The following is an 18229-nucleotide window of genomic DNA, read 5'->3' on the forward strand; positions in this document are numbered from 1 at the left end:
TCTGTGTTCGCTGTGTTCGCTGTGTTCTCTGCGTTCTCTGCGTTCTCTGCGTTTCCCGTCATGGCCGCGAAGCTAGGACGCGGCCCTGTCAGGGGTGTGGGACTGACCTGTGAAATTCCAAGGGCAGGTAAAGGAGCGCTTCGGCGGGCGGACCGGGACGGCGGGACACGGCGTTCGTCCACCGCCCCAACGGGTCCTGACCGCGCACATCCCCACCGCTCCCGCCTCCGAGTCCTCCCCCGAGACAGGGGCCGCGACATGGGCCGACCCCGAGCCGATGTCCAGCGCCGCACGCGCCACCCGGAGATGTTCCAGCCCTTCCTTCGCCACCCGCGTGACCTCCCCGTACTCGCCCGCCGTACGGGCTCCCTCCAACAGCGCGCGCGCCGCGCGATGACACTCCGCCGCGCTGGTCAGCGCCCGCTCCGCCGAGTCGTCCGCGCCCGCCCAGGCCCGCGCGCCGGGTGGGACCAGACCGCCGCCCAGCCGTATCAGCCAGTGGTTCGCCTCCACCTCCGCGTCGAGGTCGGACGGTCCGGACGACCCGGACGATCCGAAGGGTCCGAACGGTCCGGGTGCCTTGGACGAGCCCGAAGATCGGGGCAGACCTGCCGGACCTGCCGTATCGGACGAACCTGCCGGGCCTGCCAGGCCGGACGGGCGCCGGGCGCGCGTCGTGCGGCGCCGGGCCACGCGCCCGGCCATCGCACCGGCGATCAACAGCACCGAGAGCGTGATCATGTACGCCGTGGATCCCATGGCTGTGGCTTCCTCCCCTCACCCCGCCGACCGGTGCCGGCGTACCACCAGGAGACGACGCGCCGCTGTGCTTCCCCCGCGGGCTTCCTGTGCGCCTCCGGTGAGGTTGCGGGGACGGGATCGGGGCGGAGCGGACCGGAGTGATCCGTGAAGCGGGCCACGCCCCCGGCGCGCGTCGGAGCGCAGGTCGGGGGCGTGGCCGGAAGGAATCCGTCAGGTTCCGGAAGCCGGGGGTGAGGCCGGGGCGGAGGCGAAGTCCGACGCCGAGGTGCTCGGTCGGGGCGGCGAGCCCTGGCCGTCCTCCGTCGCGTCCGGGTCGACGCCGACCGTGATCGACCCGTGGACGCCCCTCGCGATGTGCCGCTTGTCGTAGCGCAGCTTCAGCAGCCCGCCCCGGGTGCCGCTCTGGTCGTAGATCGTGTCCTCGGTGAGGGTCGTCCGCTCGGCGGTGTTGCTCGCGTACGGCTCCACCGCCGCCGAGGCGAGCACGGACTCCTCGTCGAAGAAGAACTGGCCGGTGTGGCAGGTGTGCCCGCCCTCGTATCCGGCCTCGGTCCACTCGCCGTCGACGTGCACCTTGACGTGGATGTGGACACACCGGCCCCGGTACCAGCCCGGGAAGACCGTCCGGAAGGTCACCTGACCGTGCCGGTCCGTCCGCCACGTGCCGCGCAGGTAGCGGCTGTCGTCCGTGGGCTCCTGGTGGCCGCCTCCCGGGGGCGCCCCGGTGGGGGCGCCGGTCGGAGGTTCGCCGGTCGGGGGCTCCCCCGTCGGAGCGGGGCCGCCGCCTCCACCGCCCCCGTTACCCTGGTCTTCGTATCCCGAGTACACCCCCGCGGCATCGCAGTGCCAGATGTCGACGGCCGCGTCACGGATCGGTTTGCAGCTCTCCGAGTCGATCACCTTCAGGCCGAGGAGCAGGCCAATGCCCTCCCGGTCCTCCGTGACGTCCCGGCGGATCTTGTCGGCGTCGATGTAGTAGGGGCCCTCGACCGTCTCCGAGGTCAGCCGGTAGCAGTCCTCCCCGTCGGTGCCGGCCCCGGTGCGGTTCGGTCTGCGGTGGTCGTCGGCGGCGCTCGCCGCGAAGGCGGTGCCGCCCAGGCCCGCCGTGGCGATGCCGCCCGCGGCGACGGCCACGACCTTGCGGCGCGATAAGTCCCGTTCGCTGTGTGGTTCCTGGGATCTCGTCATGAGGCCGGGACGTTAGGGACCCAACCTGTCAGGAGCATGGGGAAGGGCTGTCAGCTCCCGGGGAAAACGAGAGTGGCGCGGAACCGACGTCGGTTCCGCGCCACTCTCATTCGTTCACACCACGGGTCTCGTTCGTTCGCACCACGGGCTTCCGCCGTCACGACCGGCCTCCGCCGCTCGTGGCTGCTTCCGCCGGGTACCGCTACTTCGGCTGCGGCTTGCGCACCGAGAGGTGCAGCTCCCTCAACCGGGCCTCCTCCAGCTCCGTCGGCGCGCCCATCATCAGGTCCTGGGCGTTGCCGTTGAGCGGGAAGGAGATGGTCTCGCGGATGTTCGGCTCGTCGGCCAGCAGCATGACGATGCGGTCGACGCCCGGCGCGATCCCACCGTGCGGAGGGGCGCCGAAGCGGAACGCGCGCAGCATGCCGGCGAACTTGTCCTCGACCGTCTCCCGGTCGTAGCCCGCGATCTCGAACGCCTTGAGCATGATCTCCGGCTCGTGGTTCCGGATCGCGCCGGAGGACAGCTCCACGCCGTTGCAGACGATGTCGTACTGCCAGCCGAGGATGTCCAGCGGGTCCTGGGTCTCCAGGGCCTCAAGACCGCCCTGCGGCATGGAGAACGGGTTGTGCGAGAAGTCGATCTTGCCGGTCTCCTCGTCCTTCTCGTACATCGGGAAGTCGACGATCCAGCAGAAGCGGAAGACGTTCTCCTCGAAGTGCCCGGCACGCTTGGCGGCCTCGACCCGCACCGCGCCCATGATCTTCGAAACCTCGTCGTACTCGCCCGCACCGAAGAACACCGCGTGACCGGCGGCCAGCGACAGGCGCTTGGTCAGCTCGGCGACGTTCTCCTCGGTCAGGAACTTCGCGATCGGGCCGGTCAGCGAGCCGTCCTCGGCCACCCGGACCCAGGCCAGGCCCTTCGCGCCGAGCGTCACCGCGAAGTCGCCGAGCTGGTCGAAGAACTTGCGGGGCTGCGCGGAGACGTCCGGCACCGGCAGCGCGCGGACGTGCTTGCCCGCGAAGGCCTTGAACTCCGAGCCCTCGAAGATGTCGGTGATGTCGACGAGTTCCAGCTGAGCCCGCAGGTCCGGCTTGTCGGAGCCGTACTTCAGCATCGACTCGCGGAACGGGATGCGCGGGAACGGGGAGGTGACATGGCGGCCGCCGCCGAACTCCTCGAACAGCTCCGTCATGAGCTTCTCGATCGGCTGGAAGACGTCCTCCTGCTCGACGAAACTCATCTCGACGTCGAGCTGGTAGAACTCGCCGGGCGAACGGTCCGCGCGCGCGTCCTCGTCACGGAAACAGGGCGCGATCTGGAAGTAGCGGTCGAAGCCCGAGATCATCAGCAGCTGCTTGAACTGCTGCGGGGCCTGCGGCAGGGCGTAGAACCGGCCCGCGTGCAGGCGGGACGGGACGACGAAGTCACGGGCGCCCTCGGGAGAGGTCGCGGACAGGATCGGCGTCGCCATCTCGTTGAAGCCCAGCGCCGTCATCTTGTGCCGCATCGCCGAGATGACCGACGTACGCAGCATGATGTTGCGGTGCATGCGCTCACGGCGCAGGTCCAGGAAGCGGTACTCGAGGCGCCGCTCCTCGTTGACCCCGTCCTCGGCGTTGATCGTGAAGGGGAGCGGCTGGGCCGCGCCGAGCAGCTCCACCTCGCCGACCTCGACCTCGATCTCGCCGGTCGGCAGATCCGCGTTGACGTTCTCAGCGCCGCGCGAGACGACCTTGCCGTCGATGCGGACCGTCGACTCCTTGGTCAGCTTGTCGAGGGCCTCGTACGCGGGCGTGCCCGGACGCGCGACGAGCTGCGTGATGCCGTAGTGGTCGCGCAGATCGATGAAGAGGATGCCGCCCAGGTCGCGCCGATTGTGCAGCCAGCCGCTCAGCCGGACGTCGGTGCCGACGTCAGAGGCGCGGAGCTCGCCGCAGGTGTGGGACCTGTACCGATGCATCGTCGTTCATCCAGTCTTCGCGGATCAGGGGGCGCGTTTCACATGAAACAAGGCCCTGTTTCACGTGAAACAACCTCCAGCGTACCGGCCAGCCACTGATCACCTCCCCTCAATACCGGTCCGGCGATCAGTGGCACTTCTGGAGTCCATCTTCTTAAAGTGGGGCAATGCGCACTGGCGAGCCGTTGCCCGCCGTGGGGGAGGTCCTCGCTTCCCTCGCGACCGGCCTGTGGCACTGGGACACCGCCACCGGGCTGGTCACGGTCGATGCCGAGGCCGCCCGGCTGCTCGGGCTGCCCCCGGAGCAGGCCGTCCTCACCGAGGCCCAGACCCGGGCCCGTCTGCACCCGGTCGACTGGAACGAGATCACCGGGGTGATCCAGCTCGCCGTCGCCGAGGGCACGCTCGCCGAGGTACGCATCCGGATCATGGACGACCGCGGACGGATCGTCCGGGTCGTGCGCAGCCGCTCCAAGCCGTCCTTCGACCCGGACAAGAAGGCGTACGAACTGATCGGCACTCTCCAGGAGGTGACCGAGCCGACGCCCGGCACCCCCGCCGGACGGACCGCCGTCACCGGCGACTGGCGACGCTCGCGTGAGGCGTTCCTGCTGGACGCGGGCCGGGCGCTGGCGGAGGCGCGGTCCACCGAGGAGGTCCTGCGGGTCGCGGCGGCCCTGTCCATGCCGGGCTTCTCACCGGACGGGCTCGCCGTCTTCGGCGTGGAGGGCGACCGGCTGACGATCGTCGGCCACCACGGACACCAGTCGGGCGACGAGGAGCCCTTCACCCAGATGTCCATCCATACGGACTATCCCGCCGCCGAGGTGGTGCGCACCGGACGGGCCGTGTACCTGTCCTCCCCCGAGCAGTACAAGGAGCGCTACCCGCTGACCTGGCCGCTGGCCGCCGGCTTCGGCCGTCACTCGTGGGCGTTCCTGCCGCTGACGGTGGCCGGCCGCACGATGGGCGCCTGGATGGCCGCCTTCGCCTATCCGGTGGCGTTCACCCCGGACGAGCGGTCCGTGCTCACGACGGTCGCCCGCATGCTCGCCCAAGCCCTCACCCGGGCCGGCGCGGCGGAGACCCAGCGGGAGCTGACCGACGGCCTGCAACGCTCCATGCTCCCCACCCTCGGCCCCGAGATACCGGGGATGACCCTCGCCGCCCGCTACATACCGACCGGCGGCGGCCTCCAGGTCGGCGGCGACTGGTACGACATGATCCCGCTGCCCAGGGGACGGTTCGCCCTGGTCATCGGTGACGTCCAGGGCCATGACGTCCGCGCCGCGGGCCTCATGGGCCAGCTGCGCATAGCCGTACGGGCGTACGCCGCCGAGGGCCACCGCCCCGACGCCGTGCTCTCCCGCGCCTCCGGCTTCTTCCACGGCCTCACCGCCACGGACGGCGGAACCGGGACCGACGCGCGGTTCGCCACCTGCCTGTACATAGAGGTCGACCCGGTGACCGGTGTCCTGACGGCCGCCCGGGCCGGGCACCTGGACCCGGCGATCCGGATGGCCGACGGCACCGTGCTGGTGCGCGCCACCTCCGGCGGCCTGCCCCTGGGCATCGACCCGGACGCCGACTACCCCACCACCCGGCTCGCCCTGGAACCCGGCGAGGCGCTGATGCTGTGCACCGACGGCCTGCTGGAGACCGGCGGCCATGACCTCGACACCGGCTGGCGGCGCGTCCGCAAGACCCTCGAGACACACCAGGGCGACTTGGAGGAGCTGGCCGACGCCCTGGTCCAGGCGGTCCACGGCCCTTCCTCCCACCACACCACGGGGCCTCTCGCCGACCGCCGCGAGGACGACATCGCCGTGCTGCTCCTGTGCCGCCAGGGCGAAGGCGGCTGCGGCCCGGCTGCCGCCCTGGTACCGATGCGGCAGCCGGTGCGCCGCTCGATGCTGACGGTCGCGCAGGCCGAGCCCGAGCGGATCGCGGCGGCCCGGCAGCAACTGCGCGAGCTGCTGCACGACTGGACCTGCGAGGAGCAGGTCGACTCGGCGGTCCTCCTCGTCTCCGAGACCCTGACGAACGTCCTCGTCCACACCGACGTCGACGCGCTGCTCGTCGCCGAGGTCACCGGCGCCCCCGGCGAACGCCGGCTCCGCATCGAGGTCACAGACACCGGCGACGACCTCCCGCACATGCGCCGCCCCGGCGAACTGGCCTCCTCGGGGCGCGGCCTGGTCCTCATCGAACTGCTCGCGGACACCTGGGGGGTGGCACCACGAGGCAAGGGCAAGAGCATCTGGTTCGAGCTCGTCGAGCCCCAGGAGACCCACACACCCTCTGGATCCCACAAGCCCCACGAGCCCCGGCATCACGAGCCTTACGCGTCCTCCGCCGAGGGTGGCTCCGACGCGTACCCGCCGGAGACATCCTCGTCGGAGACGGGTTCGCCGGAGACCTCGTAGCGCCCCCGCAGCTCGTGCACGACCCCGAAAGCGGCGGCCGTCACGGGGACGGCCAACAACATGCCCAGGATGCCGGCCACGGAGGCCCCGGCCGTGATGGCGACCATCACCACCGCCGGATGCATCTGCACGGTCCGGCTCTGGATCATCGGCTGAAGCACATGCCCCTCCAGCACCTGCACGGCGAGCACCACCCCGAGCGCCCACAGCGCGATCACGAAGCCGCGGTCCGCGAGCGCGACCAGCACGGCGACGGCCCCGGAGAGGAAGGCGCCGAGATAGGGGATGTAGGCACCGACGAAGACCAGGGCGCCCAGCCCGACCGCGCCCGGCACATCGAGGACGAGCAGCCCGATCGTGATGCAGACGGCGTCGATGAAGGCGATGAAGGTCGTACCGCGCATGAACCCCTCCACCGCGCGGAAGGCCCGCCGGGCCATGGCCTCCAGGGTGTCGCCGGTCCCGCGCGGAGCGACCGACCGCAGCGTGCCGACGGCCCGGTGCGAGTCCCGCAGGAAGAAGAAGACGAGCAGCAGCGCCAGCACGGCCATCGCGATGCTCTCGCCGACGACGCTGACCCCGCTGATGACGTTGGAGGCGGCCGTCCCCCCGAACTTGGTGAGCAGTTCCTTCGCGTTGGACGCGAGGTCGTCGAGCGAGGTCCCGGCGGCACCGAAGTGCTCGGCCACACCCCGCGACGCCGACCTGAGCGCGGCGACGATCTGATCCCCGCTGTCGATCAGCGCGGCGACGACGATGTACACGGCACCGCCGACCACGGCGACGACGGCGACACACGTCAGCCCCGCCGACAGCGACCGGGGCACCCCGGCCCTCACCAGCCTCCGGTACAGCGGCCTGAGCAGCGCGGTCCCCAGCAACGCGAGCAGGACGGGCGTGACGGCCGTACGAAGCTCGGCGCACAGCCGGATCCCCACGTACCCGACACCCGACGCCAGAAGGATCACGGCGCACCAGGCGGCGAACCGGCGAGCGGGGACGGGGAGCAGGTGCACGGGTCCAGCGGATCACGGAAGCACCGGGTTGTCCTGACCTGACGGCCGCCCGGGTGAGGGGACATGACTCGGCCTCAGAATCGAACACCCGCTCCTGAAGGGTGAACATCCTTGCCTACGCGGCCCGTTGTCGTGGCATATGCCTACCGTCCGAGACGGAGGTGATGCTCGATGTACGAGCAGAACAACACACCGCCGCCGGACCGGTCGGCGGCACGGCAGGACGCGATCGATGTCAACGACTTCGTGTTCGCGGCGACGGGGGCGCGGCTGCGGAGGCTGACGCTGCCGCATGGGGAGCACTGGTTCGTGGCGGCGGACGTGGCTACGCAACTCGGGTACGCAAACACGCGCCAAGCGCTCCTTGCTCATGTTCCAGCAAACTGTCACACAGCACTGAGCGATCTTGCTCGAAGTGTCTATGGAGCAGACGCTTCACGCAAGATTGCAGTTCACGGGCTCAAGAAGTCGATGAGGATGGTGAACCTAAAAGGGCTCATCAGCCTCGTCAACGGTTGCAGCAAACCCGAGTGCGCACCATTCAAAGCCTGGGTCGACGAAGTCATCCAGACCGTCCAACAGCAGGGCTCCTACTCCCTGGAACCGGCCCCCGGACGACCCGCCCCCGTCGGCGGTACCGCGTACGTCATGCCCGAGCAGGTCGTCGAAGCCATCGTGCGGCTCGAGGAGCGCAACCTGTATGCGGACGAGATGCTGGCGGCCGCCACAGGGGAGCGCAACGACCTGCTGCGGCAGATCACCGACAGCCAGAACAGGATGGCCGACGCGCTGAGGGACATCGCCGAAGCCCTCAGGCGGCCCGGCCACAGCGCCCCCACGCCTGGACTGACTGCCCAGCAGCTTCTCGACACGTGGAAGAAGAGGCACCTCCTCGTCACGGATGACGTGCACACAGTCGCCGCCGTCCTCGCCCCGGCACTGGCGCGTGGTGAGGCCCGCTACCGCGTCGAGGAGATCGCCGCCCGGACCGGTATGTCGCAGGATCGCGTCCACGACTGCCTGCGCATGCTGCTCAAGCGCGGCTGTATGCGGCAGACCGGCTGCTCCACTGACGGAGCGCCCGTCTACGTACTGCCGTAGCGGCGTCACCGCGAGATGGGACAGGCCCGAAGTCGCAAACCAACGTTGCGGCTTCGGGCCTTGTCACACCGTAGCGGTTGCGGCGGGGCCGGGGGGCTAGATGCCCTCCGCCGTCATCCCGTGCACCGCCGGAATCGTGCCCAGGCGGCCCTTCTGGAAGTCCTCGAAGGCCTGCTGGAGCTCGTCCCTGGTGTTCATCACGAACGGGCCGTAGTGGGCCATCGGCTCACGGATCGGCTGACCACCGAGGAGCACGACCTCCAGGTCGGGCGTGTGGGAGTCCTGCTTCTCGTCCGCGCGGACCGTCAGCGAGGAGCCCGCGCCGAAGACCGCCGTCTGCCCCATGTGGATCGGGCGGCGCTCGGCGCCGACCGCACCGCGACCCGCCAGGACGTACGCGAGGCCGTTGAAGTCCTCGCGCCACGGAAGAGTGAGTTCCGCACCCGGCGCGAGGGTCGCGTGGACCATCGTGATCGGGGTGTGGGTGATGCCGGGACCGGCGTGACCGTCGAGCTCGCCCGCGATGACGCGCAGGAGCGCACCGCCGTCGGGGGAGGCGAGCAGCTGGACGCTGCCGCCGCGGATGTCCTGGTAGCGCGGGGCCATCATCTTGTCCTTGGCCGGCAGGTTCACCCACAGCTGGAGGCCGTGGAAGAGACCGCCGGACATGACCAGCGACTCCGGCGGCGCCTCGATGTGGAGGAGGCCCGAGCCGGCCGTCATCCACTGGGTGTCGCCGTTGGTGATGGTGCCGCCGCCGCCCTGGCTGTCCTGGTGGTCGAAGATCCCGTCGATGATGTAGGTGACGGTCTCGAAGCCGCGGTGCGGGTGCCAGGGGGTGCCCTTCGGCTCGCCCGGCGCGTACTCCACCTCGCCCATCTGGTCCATCATGATGAACGGGTCGAGGTGGCGGTAGTTGATCCCGGCGAACGCGCGGCGCACCGGGAAGCCCTCGCCCTCGAAGCCGCTGGGCGCGGTCGTGACGGTCAGCACGGGACGGGCGACAGCGTCGGCCGCCGCCGTGACGCGCGGCAGGGTCAGCGGGTTCTCGACGGTCACTGCAGGCATGTCCGTACCTCCTTGGGCGATGTGCGTCCCAGTTTAGTTGAGCATTGAACTTTCTGCCACCCGTAACGACGGGAACCCGGAGGACATTCCCATGAGGAGACGACCGCGAGAGACCGATGCGCGGGGCGCACGGGGGCACAGGGCGTACAGGGCGTACAGGAGGGCGCTGGGATGCGACCCCCGGGGAACCCTATGACATGACTTTGACAATCAGGGGCTGCTCCTGGCCCGCGGGAAGCCATCCCGGCAGCGCACGGTGAGAAACCCGGGCAGCGCACGGTGAGAAACCCGGGCAGCGCACGGTGAGAACCGGAGCCGCGGCGAAACGGGGCCGCGGAGAACCGGAACCGGCGAGAAGCAGAGGAGACAGGGAGAGGAGGACGGGCGGCTGCTCAGCCGTACATCCGCCGCATCGCGAACTCGACCATCTGCTCGACCGCCTTCGCGTCGAACACCATCCGGTGCTCGCCCTCCATGTCCAGGACGAAGCCGTAGCCGGTGGGCAGCAGGTCGATCATCTCGGAGCCGGTGATCACGAAGTACTTGGACTCCTTGCCCGCGTACCGGCGCAGCTCCTTGAGCGAGGTGAACATCGGGATCACCGGCTGCTGGGTGTTGTGCAGGGCGAGGAAGCCGGGATTGTCGCCGCGCGGGCAGTAGACCTTGGACGTCGCGAAGACCTGCTGGAAGTCCTCCGCGGCCAGCTGCCCGGTGGTGAAGGCCCGCACCGCGTCCGCGAGGGACGGCGGGGACGGCTCGGGGTAGAGCGGCGGCTGCTGACCGTACCCGCCGTGGCCGCCGGCCATCGGCTGCTGCGGCGGGGCGTACTGCTGCTGTGCAGCACCGCCGTCCATGGGCTGGCCGTATCCGTACATGGGCGCAAGCGTACCGAGCGCGCCCGGCGGACGGGGCGGTACGGGGGCCCGTCCCGGGCCGGCGTGACGCGTTACGCGTCACAGATGGCCGGATCGGGGTTGCGACTTATTACCGACGGGTAGCATCATCGGTAGCTACTTGTTGGTATCTGAACTAGCGCGAGGATCCCAGTCCCTCGCCGATCTCTCTTTACGGAGCCGTCGCCATGGGGCACTACAAGTCGAATCTCCGCGACATCGAGTTCAACCTCTTCGAGGTGCTCGGGCGCGACAAGCTGTACGGCACCGGCCCGTTCGGGGAGATGGACACCGAGACCGCGAAGAGCGTCCTCGAGGAGCTGACCCGCCTCGCGGAGAACGAGCTGGCGGAGTCCTTCACTGACGCCGACCGCAACCCGCCGGTCTTCGACCCCGAGACCAACTCCGCGCCGGTGCCCGCGTCGTTCAAGAAGAGCTACCAGGCCTTCATGGACTCCGAGTACTGGCGGCTGGGCCTGCCGGAGGAGATCGGTGGCACGACCGCCCCGCCGTCCCTGATCTGGGCGTACGCGGAGCTCATCCTCGGTGCGAACCCGGCCGTGTGGATGTACTCCTCCGGCCCGGCCTTCGCCGGCATCCTCTTCGACGAGGGCAACGACGTCCAGAAGAAGATCGCGCAGATCGCCGTCGACCGGCAGTGGGGTTCCACGATGGTCCTCACCGAGCCGGACGCCGGCTCGGACGTCGGCGCGGGCCGCACCAAGGCGGTCCAGCAGGAGGACGGCACCTGGCACATCGAGGGCGTCAAGCGCTTCATCACGTCCGGTGAGCACGACATGTCGGAGAACATCCTCCACTACGTCCTCGCCCGCCCCGAGGGCGCCGGCCCCGGCACCAAGGGCCTGTCCCTCTTCCTCGTCCCGAAGTACGAGTTCGACTTCGAGACCGGCGAGCTGGGCGAGCGCAACGGCGTGTACGCCACGAACGTCGAGCACAAGATGGGCCTCAAGGCCTCCAACACCTGCGAGATGACGTTCGGCGACCGGCACCCCGCCAAGGGCTGGCTGATCGGTGACAAGCACGACGGCATCCGCCAGATGTTCCGCATCATCGAGTTCGCCCGCATGATGGTCGGCACGAAGGCCATCTCCACCCTGTCGACCGGCTACCTCAACGCGCTGGAGTACGCCAAGGAGCGCGTCCAGGGCTCGGACCTCGCGCAGTTCGGCGACAAGGCCGCGCCGAAGGTCACCATCACGCACCACCCCGACGTGCGCCGCTCGCTGATCACGCAGAAGGCGTACGCGGAGGGCATGCGCGCCCTCGTCCTCTACACGGCCTCGATCCAGGACGCGATCGCCGTCAAGGAGACGAACGGCGAGGACGCGAAGACCGAGCACGCGCTCAACGACCTGCTCCTGCCGATCGTCAAGGGCTACGGCTCCGAGAAGGGCTACGAGCAGCTCGCCCAGTCGCTCCAGACGTTCGGCGGCTCCGGGTTCCTCCAGGAGTACCCGATCGAGCAGTACATCCGTGACGCCAAGATCGACACCCTGTACGAGGGCACCACGGCGATCCAGGGCCAGGACTTCTTCTTCCGGAAGATCGTCCGCAACCAGGGCGCCGCCCTGAACTCGCTCGCCGAGGACATCAAGAAGTTCCTGGCACTCGGCACCGGCGGCGAGCAGCTGGCCGGCGCCCGTGAGCACCTGGCCAAGGCCGCCGTCGAGCTGGAGGCCATCGTCGGCCTGATGCTGACCGACCTCGCGGCCACCGAGCAGGACGTCAAGAACATCTACAAGGTGGGCCTGAACACCACCCGCCTGCTGCTCGCCTCCGGCGACGTCATCGTCGGCTACCTGCTCCTCAAGGGCGCGGCCATCGCCGCCGAGAAGCTGGAGTCGGCCTCCACGAAGGCCCTGTCCGCCAAGGACGTGGCCTTCTACACCGGCAAGATCGCGGCGGCGAAGTTCTTCGCGGCCGACGTCCTGCCGGGCGTCACCCTGGCCCGCAAGGTCGCCGCGGGCGTCGAGCTCGACCTGATGGAGCTGGACGAGGCCGCCTTCTAGCACCCAGAGGCCGCGTTTAAGGACGCATCCGCACAACCGCGCAGCACTCCACATTGTCCTCACGAGGGCCCGCTCCCCATCACAGGGAGCGGGCTCTCGTACGTCGTTAAGGTGAACCCATGAGCGCACCCTCCCGCTTCGACCGCGGCCACACCGACGACCTCATGACGTTCCTGACGGCGAGCCCGTCGCCGTACCACGCCGTGGCGAACGCGGCCGAACGCCTGGAGAAGGCCGGGTTCCGGCAGGTCTCGGAGACGGACGCCTGGGACGCCGAGGCATCGGCGGCCTCCGCCGCGGGGACCGGTGGCCGATACGTGCTGCGCGGGGGAGCGATCGTGGCCTGGTATGTCCCGGAGGGCGCCGCGCCGCACACACCGTTCCGGATCATCGGTGCGCACACCGACTCCCCGAACCTGCGCGTCAAGCCGCAGCCCGACTCCGGGGCGCACGGCTGGCGCCAGGTGGCCGTGGAGATCTACGGCGGTCCGCTGCTCAACTCCTGGCTCGACCGCGACCTGGGCCTGGCGGGCCGGCTGACCCTGCGGGACGGCTCCACGCGCCTGGTCGACGTCGGCCGCCCGCTGCTGCGCGTCCCCCAGCTCGCCATCCATCTGGACCGGGCGGTCAACACCGACGGACTCAAGCTCGACAAGCAGCGCCATCTCCAGCCGGTCTGGGGTCTGGGGGGCGATGTGCGCGACGGCGACCTCATCGCCTTCCTGGAGCAGGAGGCCGGGCTGACCGCGGGCCAGGTCACCGGCTGGGATCTGATGGCGCACTCCGTGGAACCGCCCGCCTATCTGGGCCGTGACGAGGAGCTGGTGGCCGGCCCCCGGATGGACAACCTGCTGTCCGTGCACGCCGGCACGGCGGCGCTGACGGCCGTGGCGACCGGCGGCGAGAGCCTGCCGTACATCCCGGTGCTGGCAGCGTTCGACCACGAGGAGAACGGCTCGCAGTCGGACACCGGCGCGGACGGCCCGCTGCTGGGCAACGTGCTGGAGCGTTCGGTGTTCGCGCGCGGTGGGTCGTACGAGGACCGGGCGAGAGCCTTCGCGGGGACCGTCTGTCTGTCCTCCGACACCGGTCACGCCGTCCACCCCAACTACGCGGAGCGGCACGACCCCACGCACCATCCAAGGGTCAACGGCGGCCCGATCCTCAAGGTCAACGTCAACAACCGCTACGCGACGGACGGTTCAGGCCGGGCGATCTTCGCCGCCGCCTGCGAGAAGGCGGGCGTGCCGTTCCAGAACTTCGTCTCCAACAACTCCATGCCGTGCGGCACGACCATCGGCCCGATCACCGCGGCCCGGCACGGCATCCGCACGGTCGACATCGGCGTGGCCATCCTGTCGATGCACAGTGCCCGGGAGTTGTGCGGTGACGCCGACCCGTACCTGCTGGCCAACGCGCTGGTGGCGTTCCTGGAGGGCTAGCAAGTCGGCGGCCGCGCATGGTAGTCGGACCTCTGGGTACCCGGATCGTGGTGAGCCGGAACGGCCGGTACACCGGACAGGAGGCGACATCATGGGCCTCGGCGGGTGCATCATCCTCATCGCCGTGGGAGCCATCCTCACGTTCGCGACCGACTGGGACATGCAGGGCGTCAACCTCGACCTGGTCGGCGTCATCCTGATGATCGTCGGTCTGATCGGCGTGACGACGTTCAGCAGCATCGCCCGGCGCCGCCGGGTGATGGTGCCTCCGGCCTCGACCACGGTCGTCGAGACGGAGCGGCACCGACGCGGCGACGGCTACAACGACGGCTACGGCGCCTGACCGCGGCCCTGACCCCGATTCGTGGTCAGGCGCCCGGTCCGGCAAGCACCGAGTACATCCGGTCGGCCCCACCCCCCCCTTGGGGCCGACCGGACCTTCCCGGCCTTCGACCGGGCCCGTTCGGGCCTGCCCGCCTGCTGATCGAGCGGGGTGAGCGGCGGCCGGACGTGGTGGCCGCGAGCCGTGGTCCGGGCTCCGCGACGAGTCCGCGCACATGGGTGGGACACCTGGCCGGACTCGGCCCATCGGCCTACCGGCGGCGTTTCGGACCGGCCGCCGGGGAAGCCGTAACGGCATGAGATTCCTCGTGCGCGACCGACTCCTCGGCATCGGTGACGACTACTGGATCGAGGACGACCACGGCAACAAGGTGTACCTCGTCGACGGCAAGGCGATGCGACTGCGGGACACCTTCGAGCTGAAGGACACCCGGGGGCGGGTCCTGATCGACATTCACCAGAAGATGTTCGCCCTGCGGGACACGATGGTGATCGAGCGGGACGGCGAGCCGCTGGCCACGATCCGGCGCAAGCGCCTGTCGCTGCTGCGCAACCACTACCGGGTGGCCCTGTCGGACGGCCGCACCGAACTCGACGTCAGCGGCAAGATCCTCGACCGGGAGTTCGCGGTCGAGTACGACGGCGAACTGCTGGCCGTCGTCTCCCGGCGGTGGCTGCACCTGCGCGAGACCTACGGAGTCGACGTCGTACGGGAGGACGCGGACCCGGCGCTGCTCATCGCGGTGGCGGTCTGCGTGATCCACCTCGCCGACAAGGAGCGGGAGGACTAGGTCCGGCGTCCGGGGGCGGGCAACCCGAGCACCCGGTCCTTCAGGGCCGGGAACTGCTCCCGGGTCGCGGCGACCCTGGACGGATCGAAGTCGACCGTCAGGACCTCCTCGCCGGGACCCGCCTCCGCCAGCACCTCGCCCCAGGGATCGACCACGATCGAGTGACCCGCCTGCGGAACTCCGGCGTGCGTCCCGGCCGTTCCACAGGCGAGCACGAACGCCTGGTTCTCGACCGCCCGCGCTCGGGCCAGCAGCGTCCAGTGCGCCCGGCGGCGCTCCGGCCAGCCCGCGGGGATCACCAGGGTCTCGGCGCCGGCGTCGACAAGACCGCGGAAGAGTTCGGGGAAACGGAGGTCGTAGCAGGTGGCGAGGCCCACGGTCGTCTCCGGGAGGCGGACCGTCACCAGTTCGTCGCCCGCGCCCATCAGTACGGCCTCGCCCTTGTCGAAGCCGAAGCGGTGGATCTTGCGGTAGGCGGCCGCCGGCTCACCGGAGGGGGAGAAGACGAGAGACGTGTTGTAGAGGGGGCCGAGAGGACCCTCACCCGTGGCGGAGCCGCTGGGGGAAGGCGCCCGCTCCGGGATCGAACCCGCGTGCAGCCAGACGCCCGCGTCGCTCGCGGCCTTGGCCATCGCCTCGTACGTCGGCCCTTCCAGGGGCTCTGCCCCGCTGCCGAAGTCCTCATAGGCGAACGCGCCGGTCGTCCACAGTTCCGGCAGCACCACGAGGTCGGCGGCACCCGCCTGTTCTCTTACCAACCCGGCGACCCGCAGCCGCCGCGCTTCGACCGATTCGCCCTCTTCTACAGCGATCTGGATGAGGGAGGCGCGCACACTACCACCGTCCTGGCATTCGAGTCGTCCACACGGGCCTACGATCGTCACACGAAAGCACTGCCGGGGTGCCTCCCAGCAGCGTAACTTGGGGATCCCCCCGACCTCGAGCGCAGCCGGGAGCCGGGGGACCACCCGAGACACCCGCCGACACCCTGCCACCTCCCGCTGGCATCGCCGCCACAACCCACCCGAGTACCGACCGCCGAGGGGTCCCGTTTCCGTGAGTCTGCATCCCACCCTCCAGCCCTACGCCGACGCCTGGACCCACTCCATCGAAGCGATATCCGAGCTGGTGCAGCCGCTGGTGGAGGCGGACTGGAACCGCCGGACGCCGTGCCCGGGCTGGTCGGTCCGCGACATCGTGTCGCACGTCATCGGGCTGGACTGCGAGATGTACGGGGATCCGCGTCCCATCCACACCCTCCCGCGCGACCTGTTCCACGTCACCAACGACATCCAGCGCTACATGGAGATGCAGGTCGACGTCCGCCGCCACCACACGGCCCCGGAGATGACGTCCGAGCTGGAGTACACGGTCATCCGCCGCAACCGTCAGCTGCGCAACGAGTCGCGCCAGCCTGGCACGGTGGTGCGCGGCCCGCTCGGTACCGAGCTCACGCTCGAGGAGTCCATGCACAGGCACGCGTTCAACGTGTGGGTGCACGAGCAGGACCTGCGTACCGCGCTCGGCCGCCCCGGCAACCTCGACTCCCCCGGCGCGCACATCGCCCGCGACGCGCTGCTCGCCGAGCTCCCGGCGGTCGTCGCCGAGAAGGCCGACGCCCCGCGCAGTTCGGCGGTCGTGTTCGACGTGCACGGGCCGATCGAGTTCCTGCGCACCATCCGCGTCGACATCCAGGGCCGCGGCACCCTGGAGACGGCGCCCGCGCTCGGCCCGGCCGCCGCCTTCACCCTCGACTGGGAGACCTTCGTCCGGCTGGCCTGCGGCCGGGTCACGGCGGAGGCGGTCTCCGACCGGGTGAAGGCGGAGGGAGAGCCGGAGCTGACGGCGGCGATCCTGCGGAACTTCGCGGTCACGAAGTAGGAACGGTCACGAAGCGACGGCTCCTACGAAGCAGGGGCGGTCGAGCGAGGGCTGTCCCGAAGCGGGGGCGATCAGCGGGGGCTGTCCCGAAGCAGGGGCGGTCGAGCGAGGGCTGTCCCGGAGCGGAGGGAGCTCCGGCCGGGTCTCACCGGCGGGGCGCTCATTCCGCAGAAACGGTCGCTCCGGGCGGAGACGGTCGTCCGGACGGGCGCGCCTCTGGACCGGGCGCTCCACACGACGGAGCGGGCCCGCCGTGACGATCACGACGGGCCCGCTCCATGGACCTGGCGGTCGAGCGGGTGTCAGCCCAGCCGGGCGAAGCCGTAGTTCAGCAGCTTCGTCGCGTCGGCGGCGCGCACCGTCGCGTTGGTGGAGGCCAGCACCGTGCCCACGACGGTCTTGCCGTTACGGGTGGCGGCGAAGACGAGGCAGTACTTCGCCTCAGGGCCGGAGCCCGTCTTCACGCCGATCGCGCCGCTGTAGCTGCTCAGCAGCGTGTTGGTGTTGATCCAGGCTCCCATGGTGCGGGTGGAGCCGGTCTTGGTGATCGTCTTGGCCGTGTAGGACTTGGTCTTGACGATCGCACGGAAGTTCGCGCTCTTCAGCGAGTTGCTGGCGAGCTTCGTCAGGTCCTTGGCGGTCGAGTAGTTCGACCCGTTGCCGATGCCGTCGAACGAGTCGAAGTGCGTCCGCGTCATGCCGAGCGTCTTCGCCTTGCTGTTCATCTTGGCGATGAAACTCTTCACGCGCGCGGCCCGCGTCGTGCCCGTGCCGAACTTGTCGGCCAGGGCGTACGCGGCATCGCAACCGGACGGCAGCATCAGCCCGTAGAGCAGCTGACGCACGGTCACCTTGTCGCCGACGATGAGCCGGGCGGACGAGGCGCTGTTCGCGACGATGTAGTCGCTGTACGCCTTCTGAATGGTGACCTTGGTGTCCAGGTTCAGGTTCGTCTGCGACAGCACGACGTTCGCCGTCATGATCTTGGTGGTGGAGCCGGTGGACAGCTTGGTGTCCATGCCCTTGTTGTAGAGCGCCGCACCGTTCGCGTTGTTCATCACGTAGCCGGTCTTGGCGGCGATCGTGGGCGTCGTGACTGCCTGCGCGGGTGCCGCGGTGAGGGCTCCGGTCGCGAGCACTGCGCCGGCGGTGACGGCAACGGCGGTGGCCCTGCGGACTCGAATGCCCTTGATGGCGGTTATCAACTGAAATACCCCGATTACGTCGAATGCCCCTGCGATGCGGCCAAGTTGAAGGGGGGAAAAATGGGCCGCACATGTGTGACACGTAAGTAGCACACAAAGTTGTGCGTCTGCCGGGCAG

At 69.7% G+C, this 18229-nt stretch carries 15 protein-coding genes; 7 read left to right on the top strand and 8 right to left on the bottom strand.

Translation table 11 applies throughout. From position 1 onward, the window contains the following. Positions 1-72: 72 nt before the first annotated feature. The 3 genes from OHS71_RS20615 to aspS all read right to left on the bottom strand — a co-directional run bounded on the left by OHS71_RS20615 (position 73) and on the right by aspS (position 3916). Positions 73-759 (bottom strand): hypothetical protein, encoded by a 687-nt coding sequence (locus OHS71_RS20615; RefSeq protein ID WP_328480848.1) that lies wholly within the window; start codon positions 757-759, stop codon positions 73-75. A gap of 213 nt (positions 760-972) precedes the next feature. Continuing rightward, positions 973-1950 (bottom strand): intradiol ring-cleavage dioxygenase, encoded by a 978-nt coding sequence (locus OHS71_RS20620; protein WP_328480849.1) that lies wholly within the window; start codon positions 1948-1950, stop codon positions 973-975. Between the two features lie 202 nt (positions 1951-2152). Further along, the gene (gene aspS / locus OHS71_RS20625; protein WP_328480850.1) at positions 2153-3916 is read right to left on the bottom strand and encodes an aspartate--tRNA ligase; all 1764 of its coding nucleotides are present in this window, start codon (positions 3914-3916) and stop codon (positions 2153-2155) included. Between the two features lie 167 nt (positions 3917-4083). Here aspS and OHS71_RS20630 point away from each other — a divergent pair, with 167 nt between their 5' ends. After that, positions 4084-6342: a SpoIIE family protein phosphatase gene (locus OHS71_RS20630; RefSeq protein ID WP_328480851.1), complete on the top strand. Its 2259-nt coding sequence runs from the start codon at positions 4084-4086 to the stop codon at positions 6340-6342. Here OHS71_RS20630 and OHS71_RS20635 read toward each other — a convergent pair. Continuing rightward, positions 6258-7358 (bottom strand): AI-2E family transporter, encoded by a 1101-nt coding sequence (locus tag OHS71_RS20635; protein WP_328480852.1) that lies wholly within the window; start codon positions 7356-7358, stop codon positions 6258-6260. The genes OHS71_RS20630 and OHS71_RS20635 overlap by 85 nt on opposite strands. A gap of 171 nt (positions 7359-7529) precedes the next feature. On the opposite strand from OHS71_RS20635, the gene OHS71_RS20640 reads away from it, so the two are divergent. Further along, positions 7530-8459, top strand: a complete 930-nt coding sequence (locus tag OHS71_RS20640) for a BRO-N domain-containing protein (RefSeq protein ID WP_328480853.1) — start codon at positions 7530-7532, stop codon at positions 8457-8459. Positions 8460-8555: 96 nt separating this feature from the next. On the opposite strand, the gene OHS71_RS20645 is transcribed toward OHS71_RS20640, so the two are convergent. Together OHS71_RS20645 and OHS71_RS20650 are read right to left on the bottom strand one after the other, a co-directional pair. Continuing rightward, on the bottom strand, positions 8556-9527 hold the full coding sequence (locus OHS71_RS20645) for a pirin family protein (protein ID WP_328480854.1): 972 nt from the start codon (positions 9525-9527) through the stop codon (positions 8556-8558). Positions 9528-9919: 392 nt separating this feature from the next. Next, the gene (locus tag OHS71_RS20650; RefSeq protein WP_189923547.1) at positions 9920-10402 is read right to left on the bottom strand and encodes an SseB family protein; all 483 of its coding nucleotides are present in this window, start codon (positions 10400-10402) and stop codon (positions 9920-9922) included. Positions 10403-10608: 206 nt separating this feature from the next. Between OHS71_RS20650 and OHS71_RS20655 the strand changes: the two genes are divergently transcribed. The 4 genes from OHS71_RS20655 to OHS71_RS20670 all read left to right on the top strand — a co-directional run bounded on the left by OHS71_RS20655 (position 10609) and on the right by OHS71_RS20670 (position 15025). Then, a complete protein-coding gene (locus OHS71_RS20655; protein WP_328480855.1) occupies positions 10609-12450 on the top strand; it encodes an acyl-CoA dehydrogenase in 1842 nt (613 codons plus the stop codon). A 119-nt stretch (positions 12451-12569) separates the two neighbouring features. Beyond that, positions 12570-13892, top strand: coding sequence for a M18 family aminopeptidase (locus OHS71_RS20660; protein WP_328480856.1), 1323 nt, complete (start codon positions 12570-12572; stop codon positions 13890-13892). 91 nt (positions 13893-13983) lie between these two features. Beyond that, the gene (locus tag OHS71_RS20665) at positions 13984-14235 is read left to right on the top strand and encodes a DUF6458 family protein (protein ID WP_328480857.1); all 252 of its coding nucleotides are present in this window, start codon (positions 13984-13986) and stop codon (positions 14233-14235) included. 295 nt (positions 14236-14530) lie between these two features. Beyond that, positions 14531-15025 (top strand): LURP-one-related/scramblase family protein, encoded by a 495-nt coding sequence (locus tag OHS71_RS20670; protein ID WP_328480858.1) that lies wholly within the window; start codon positions 14531-14533, stop codon positions 15023-15025. On the opposite strand, the gene OHS71_RS20675 is transcribed toward OHS71_RS20670, so the two are convergent. Then, positions 15022-15858, bottom strand: coding sequence for a carbon-nitrogen family hydrolase (locus tag OHS71_RS20675; protein WP_328480859.1), 837 nt, complete (start codon positions 15856-15858; stop codon positions 15022-15024). The two genes, OHS71_RS20670 and OHS71_RS20675, sit on opposite strands and share 4 nt — an antisense overlap. 223 nt (positions 15859-16081) lie before the next feature. On the opposite strand from OHS71_RS20675, the gene OHS71_RS20680 reads away from it, so the two are divergent. After that, positions 16082-16906, top strand: a complete 825-nt coding sequence (locus OHS71_RS20680) for a maleylpyruvate isomerase family mycothiol-dependent enzyme (RefSeq protein WP_328480860.1) — start codon at positions 16082-16084, stop codon at positions 16904-16906. A 302-nt stretch (positions 16907-17208) separates the two neighbouring features. Here the strand turns inward: OHS71_RS20680 and OHS71_RS20685 are convergent, their stop codons facing one another. Continuing rightward, on the bottom strand, positions 17209-18111 hold the full coding sequence (locus OHS71_RS20685; RefSeq protein WP_328480861.1) for a D-alanyl-D-alanine carboxypeptidase family protein: 903 nt from the start codon (positions 18109-18111) through the stop codon (positions 17209-17211). Positions 18112-18229 lie beyond the last annotated feature (118 nt).

It is taken from the genome of Streptomyces sp. NBC_00377, assembly GCF_036075115.1.
Classification (GTDB): domain Bacteria; phylum Actinomycetota; class Actinomycetes; order Streptomycetales; family Streptomycetaceae; genus Streptomyces.

What these genes read in the sequence shown, in the direction of transcription:
- OHS71_RS20655 (WP_328480855.1), top strand. Translation starts at nt 10,609, where the DNA reads ATGGGGCACTACAAGTCGAATCTCCGCGACATCGAGTTCAACCTCTTC.
- OHS71_RS20665 (WP_328480857.1), top strand. Translation starts at nt 13,984, where the DNA reads ATGGGCCTCGGCGGGTGCATCATCCTCATCGCCGTGGGAGCCATCCTC.
- aspS (WP_328480850.1), bottom strand. Translation starts at nt 3,916, where the DNA reads ATGCATCGGTACAGGTCCCACACCTGCGGCGAGCTCCGCGCCTCTGAC.
- OHS71_RS20630 (WP_328480851.1), top strand. Translation starts at nt 4,084, where the DNA reads ATGCGCACTGGCGAGCCGTTGCCCGCCGTGGGGGAGGTCCTCGCTTCC.
- OHS71_RS20660 (WP_328480856.1), top strand. Translation starts at nt 12,570, where the DNA reads ATGAGCGCACCCTCCCGCTTCGACCGCGGCCACACCGACGACCTCATG.
- OHS71_RS20640 (WP_328480853.1), top strand. Translation starts at nt 7,530, where the DNA reads ATGTACGAGCAGAACAACACACCGCCGCCGGACCGGTCGGCGGCACGG.
- OHS71_RS20670 (WP_328480858.1), top strand. Translation starts at nt 14,531, where the DNA reads ATGAGATTCCTCGTGCGCGACCGACTCCTCGGCATCGGTGACGACTAC.
- OHS71_RS20645 (WP_328480854.1), bottom strand. Translation starts at nt 9,527, where the DNA reads ATGCCTGCAGTGACCGTCGAGAACCCGCTGACCCTGCCGCGCGTCACG.
- OHS71_RS20615 (WP_328480848.1), bottom strand. Translation starts at nt 759, where the DNA reads ATGGGATCCACGGCGTACATGATCACGCTCTCGGTGCTGTTGATCGCC.
- OHS71_RS20650 (WP_189923547.1), bottom strand. Translation starts at nt 10,402, where the DNA reads ATGTACGGATACGGCCAGCCCATGGACGGCGGTGCTGCACAGCAGCAG.
- OHS71_RS20620 (WP_328480849.1), bottom strand. Translation starts at nt 1,950, where the DNA reads ATGACGAGATCCCAGGAACCACACAGCGAACGGGACTTATCGCGCCGC.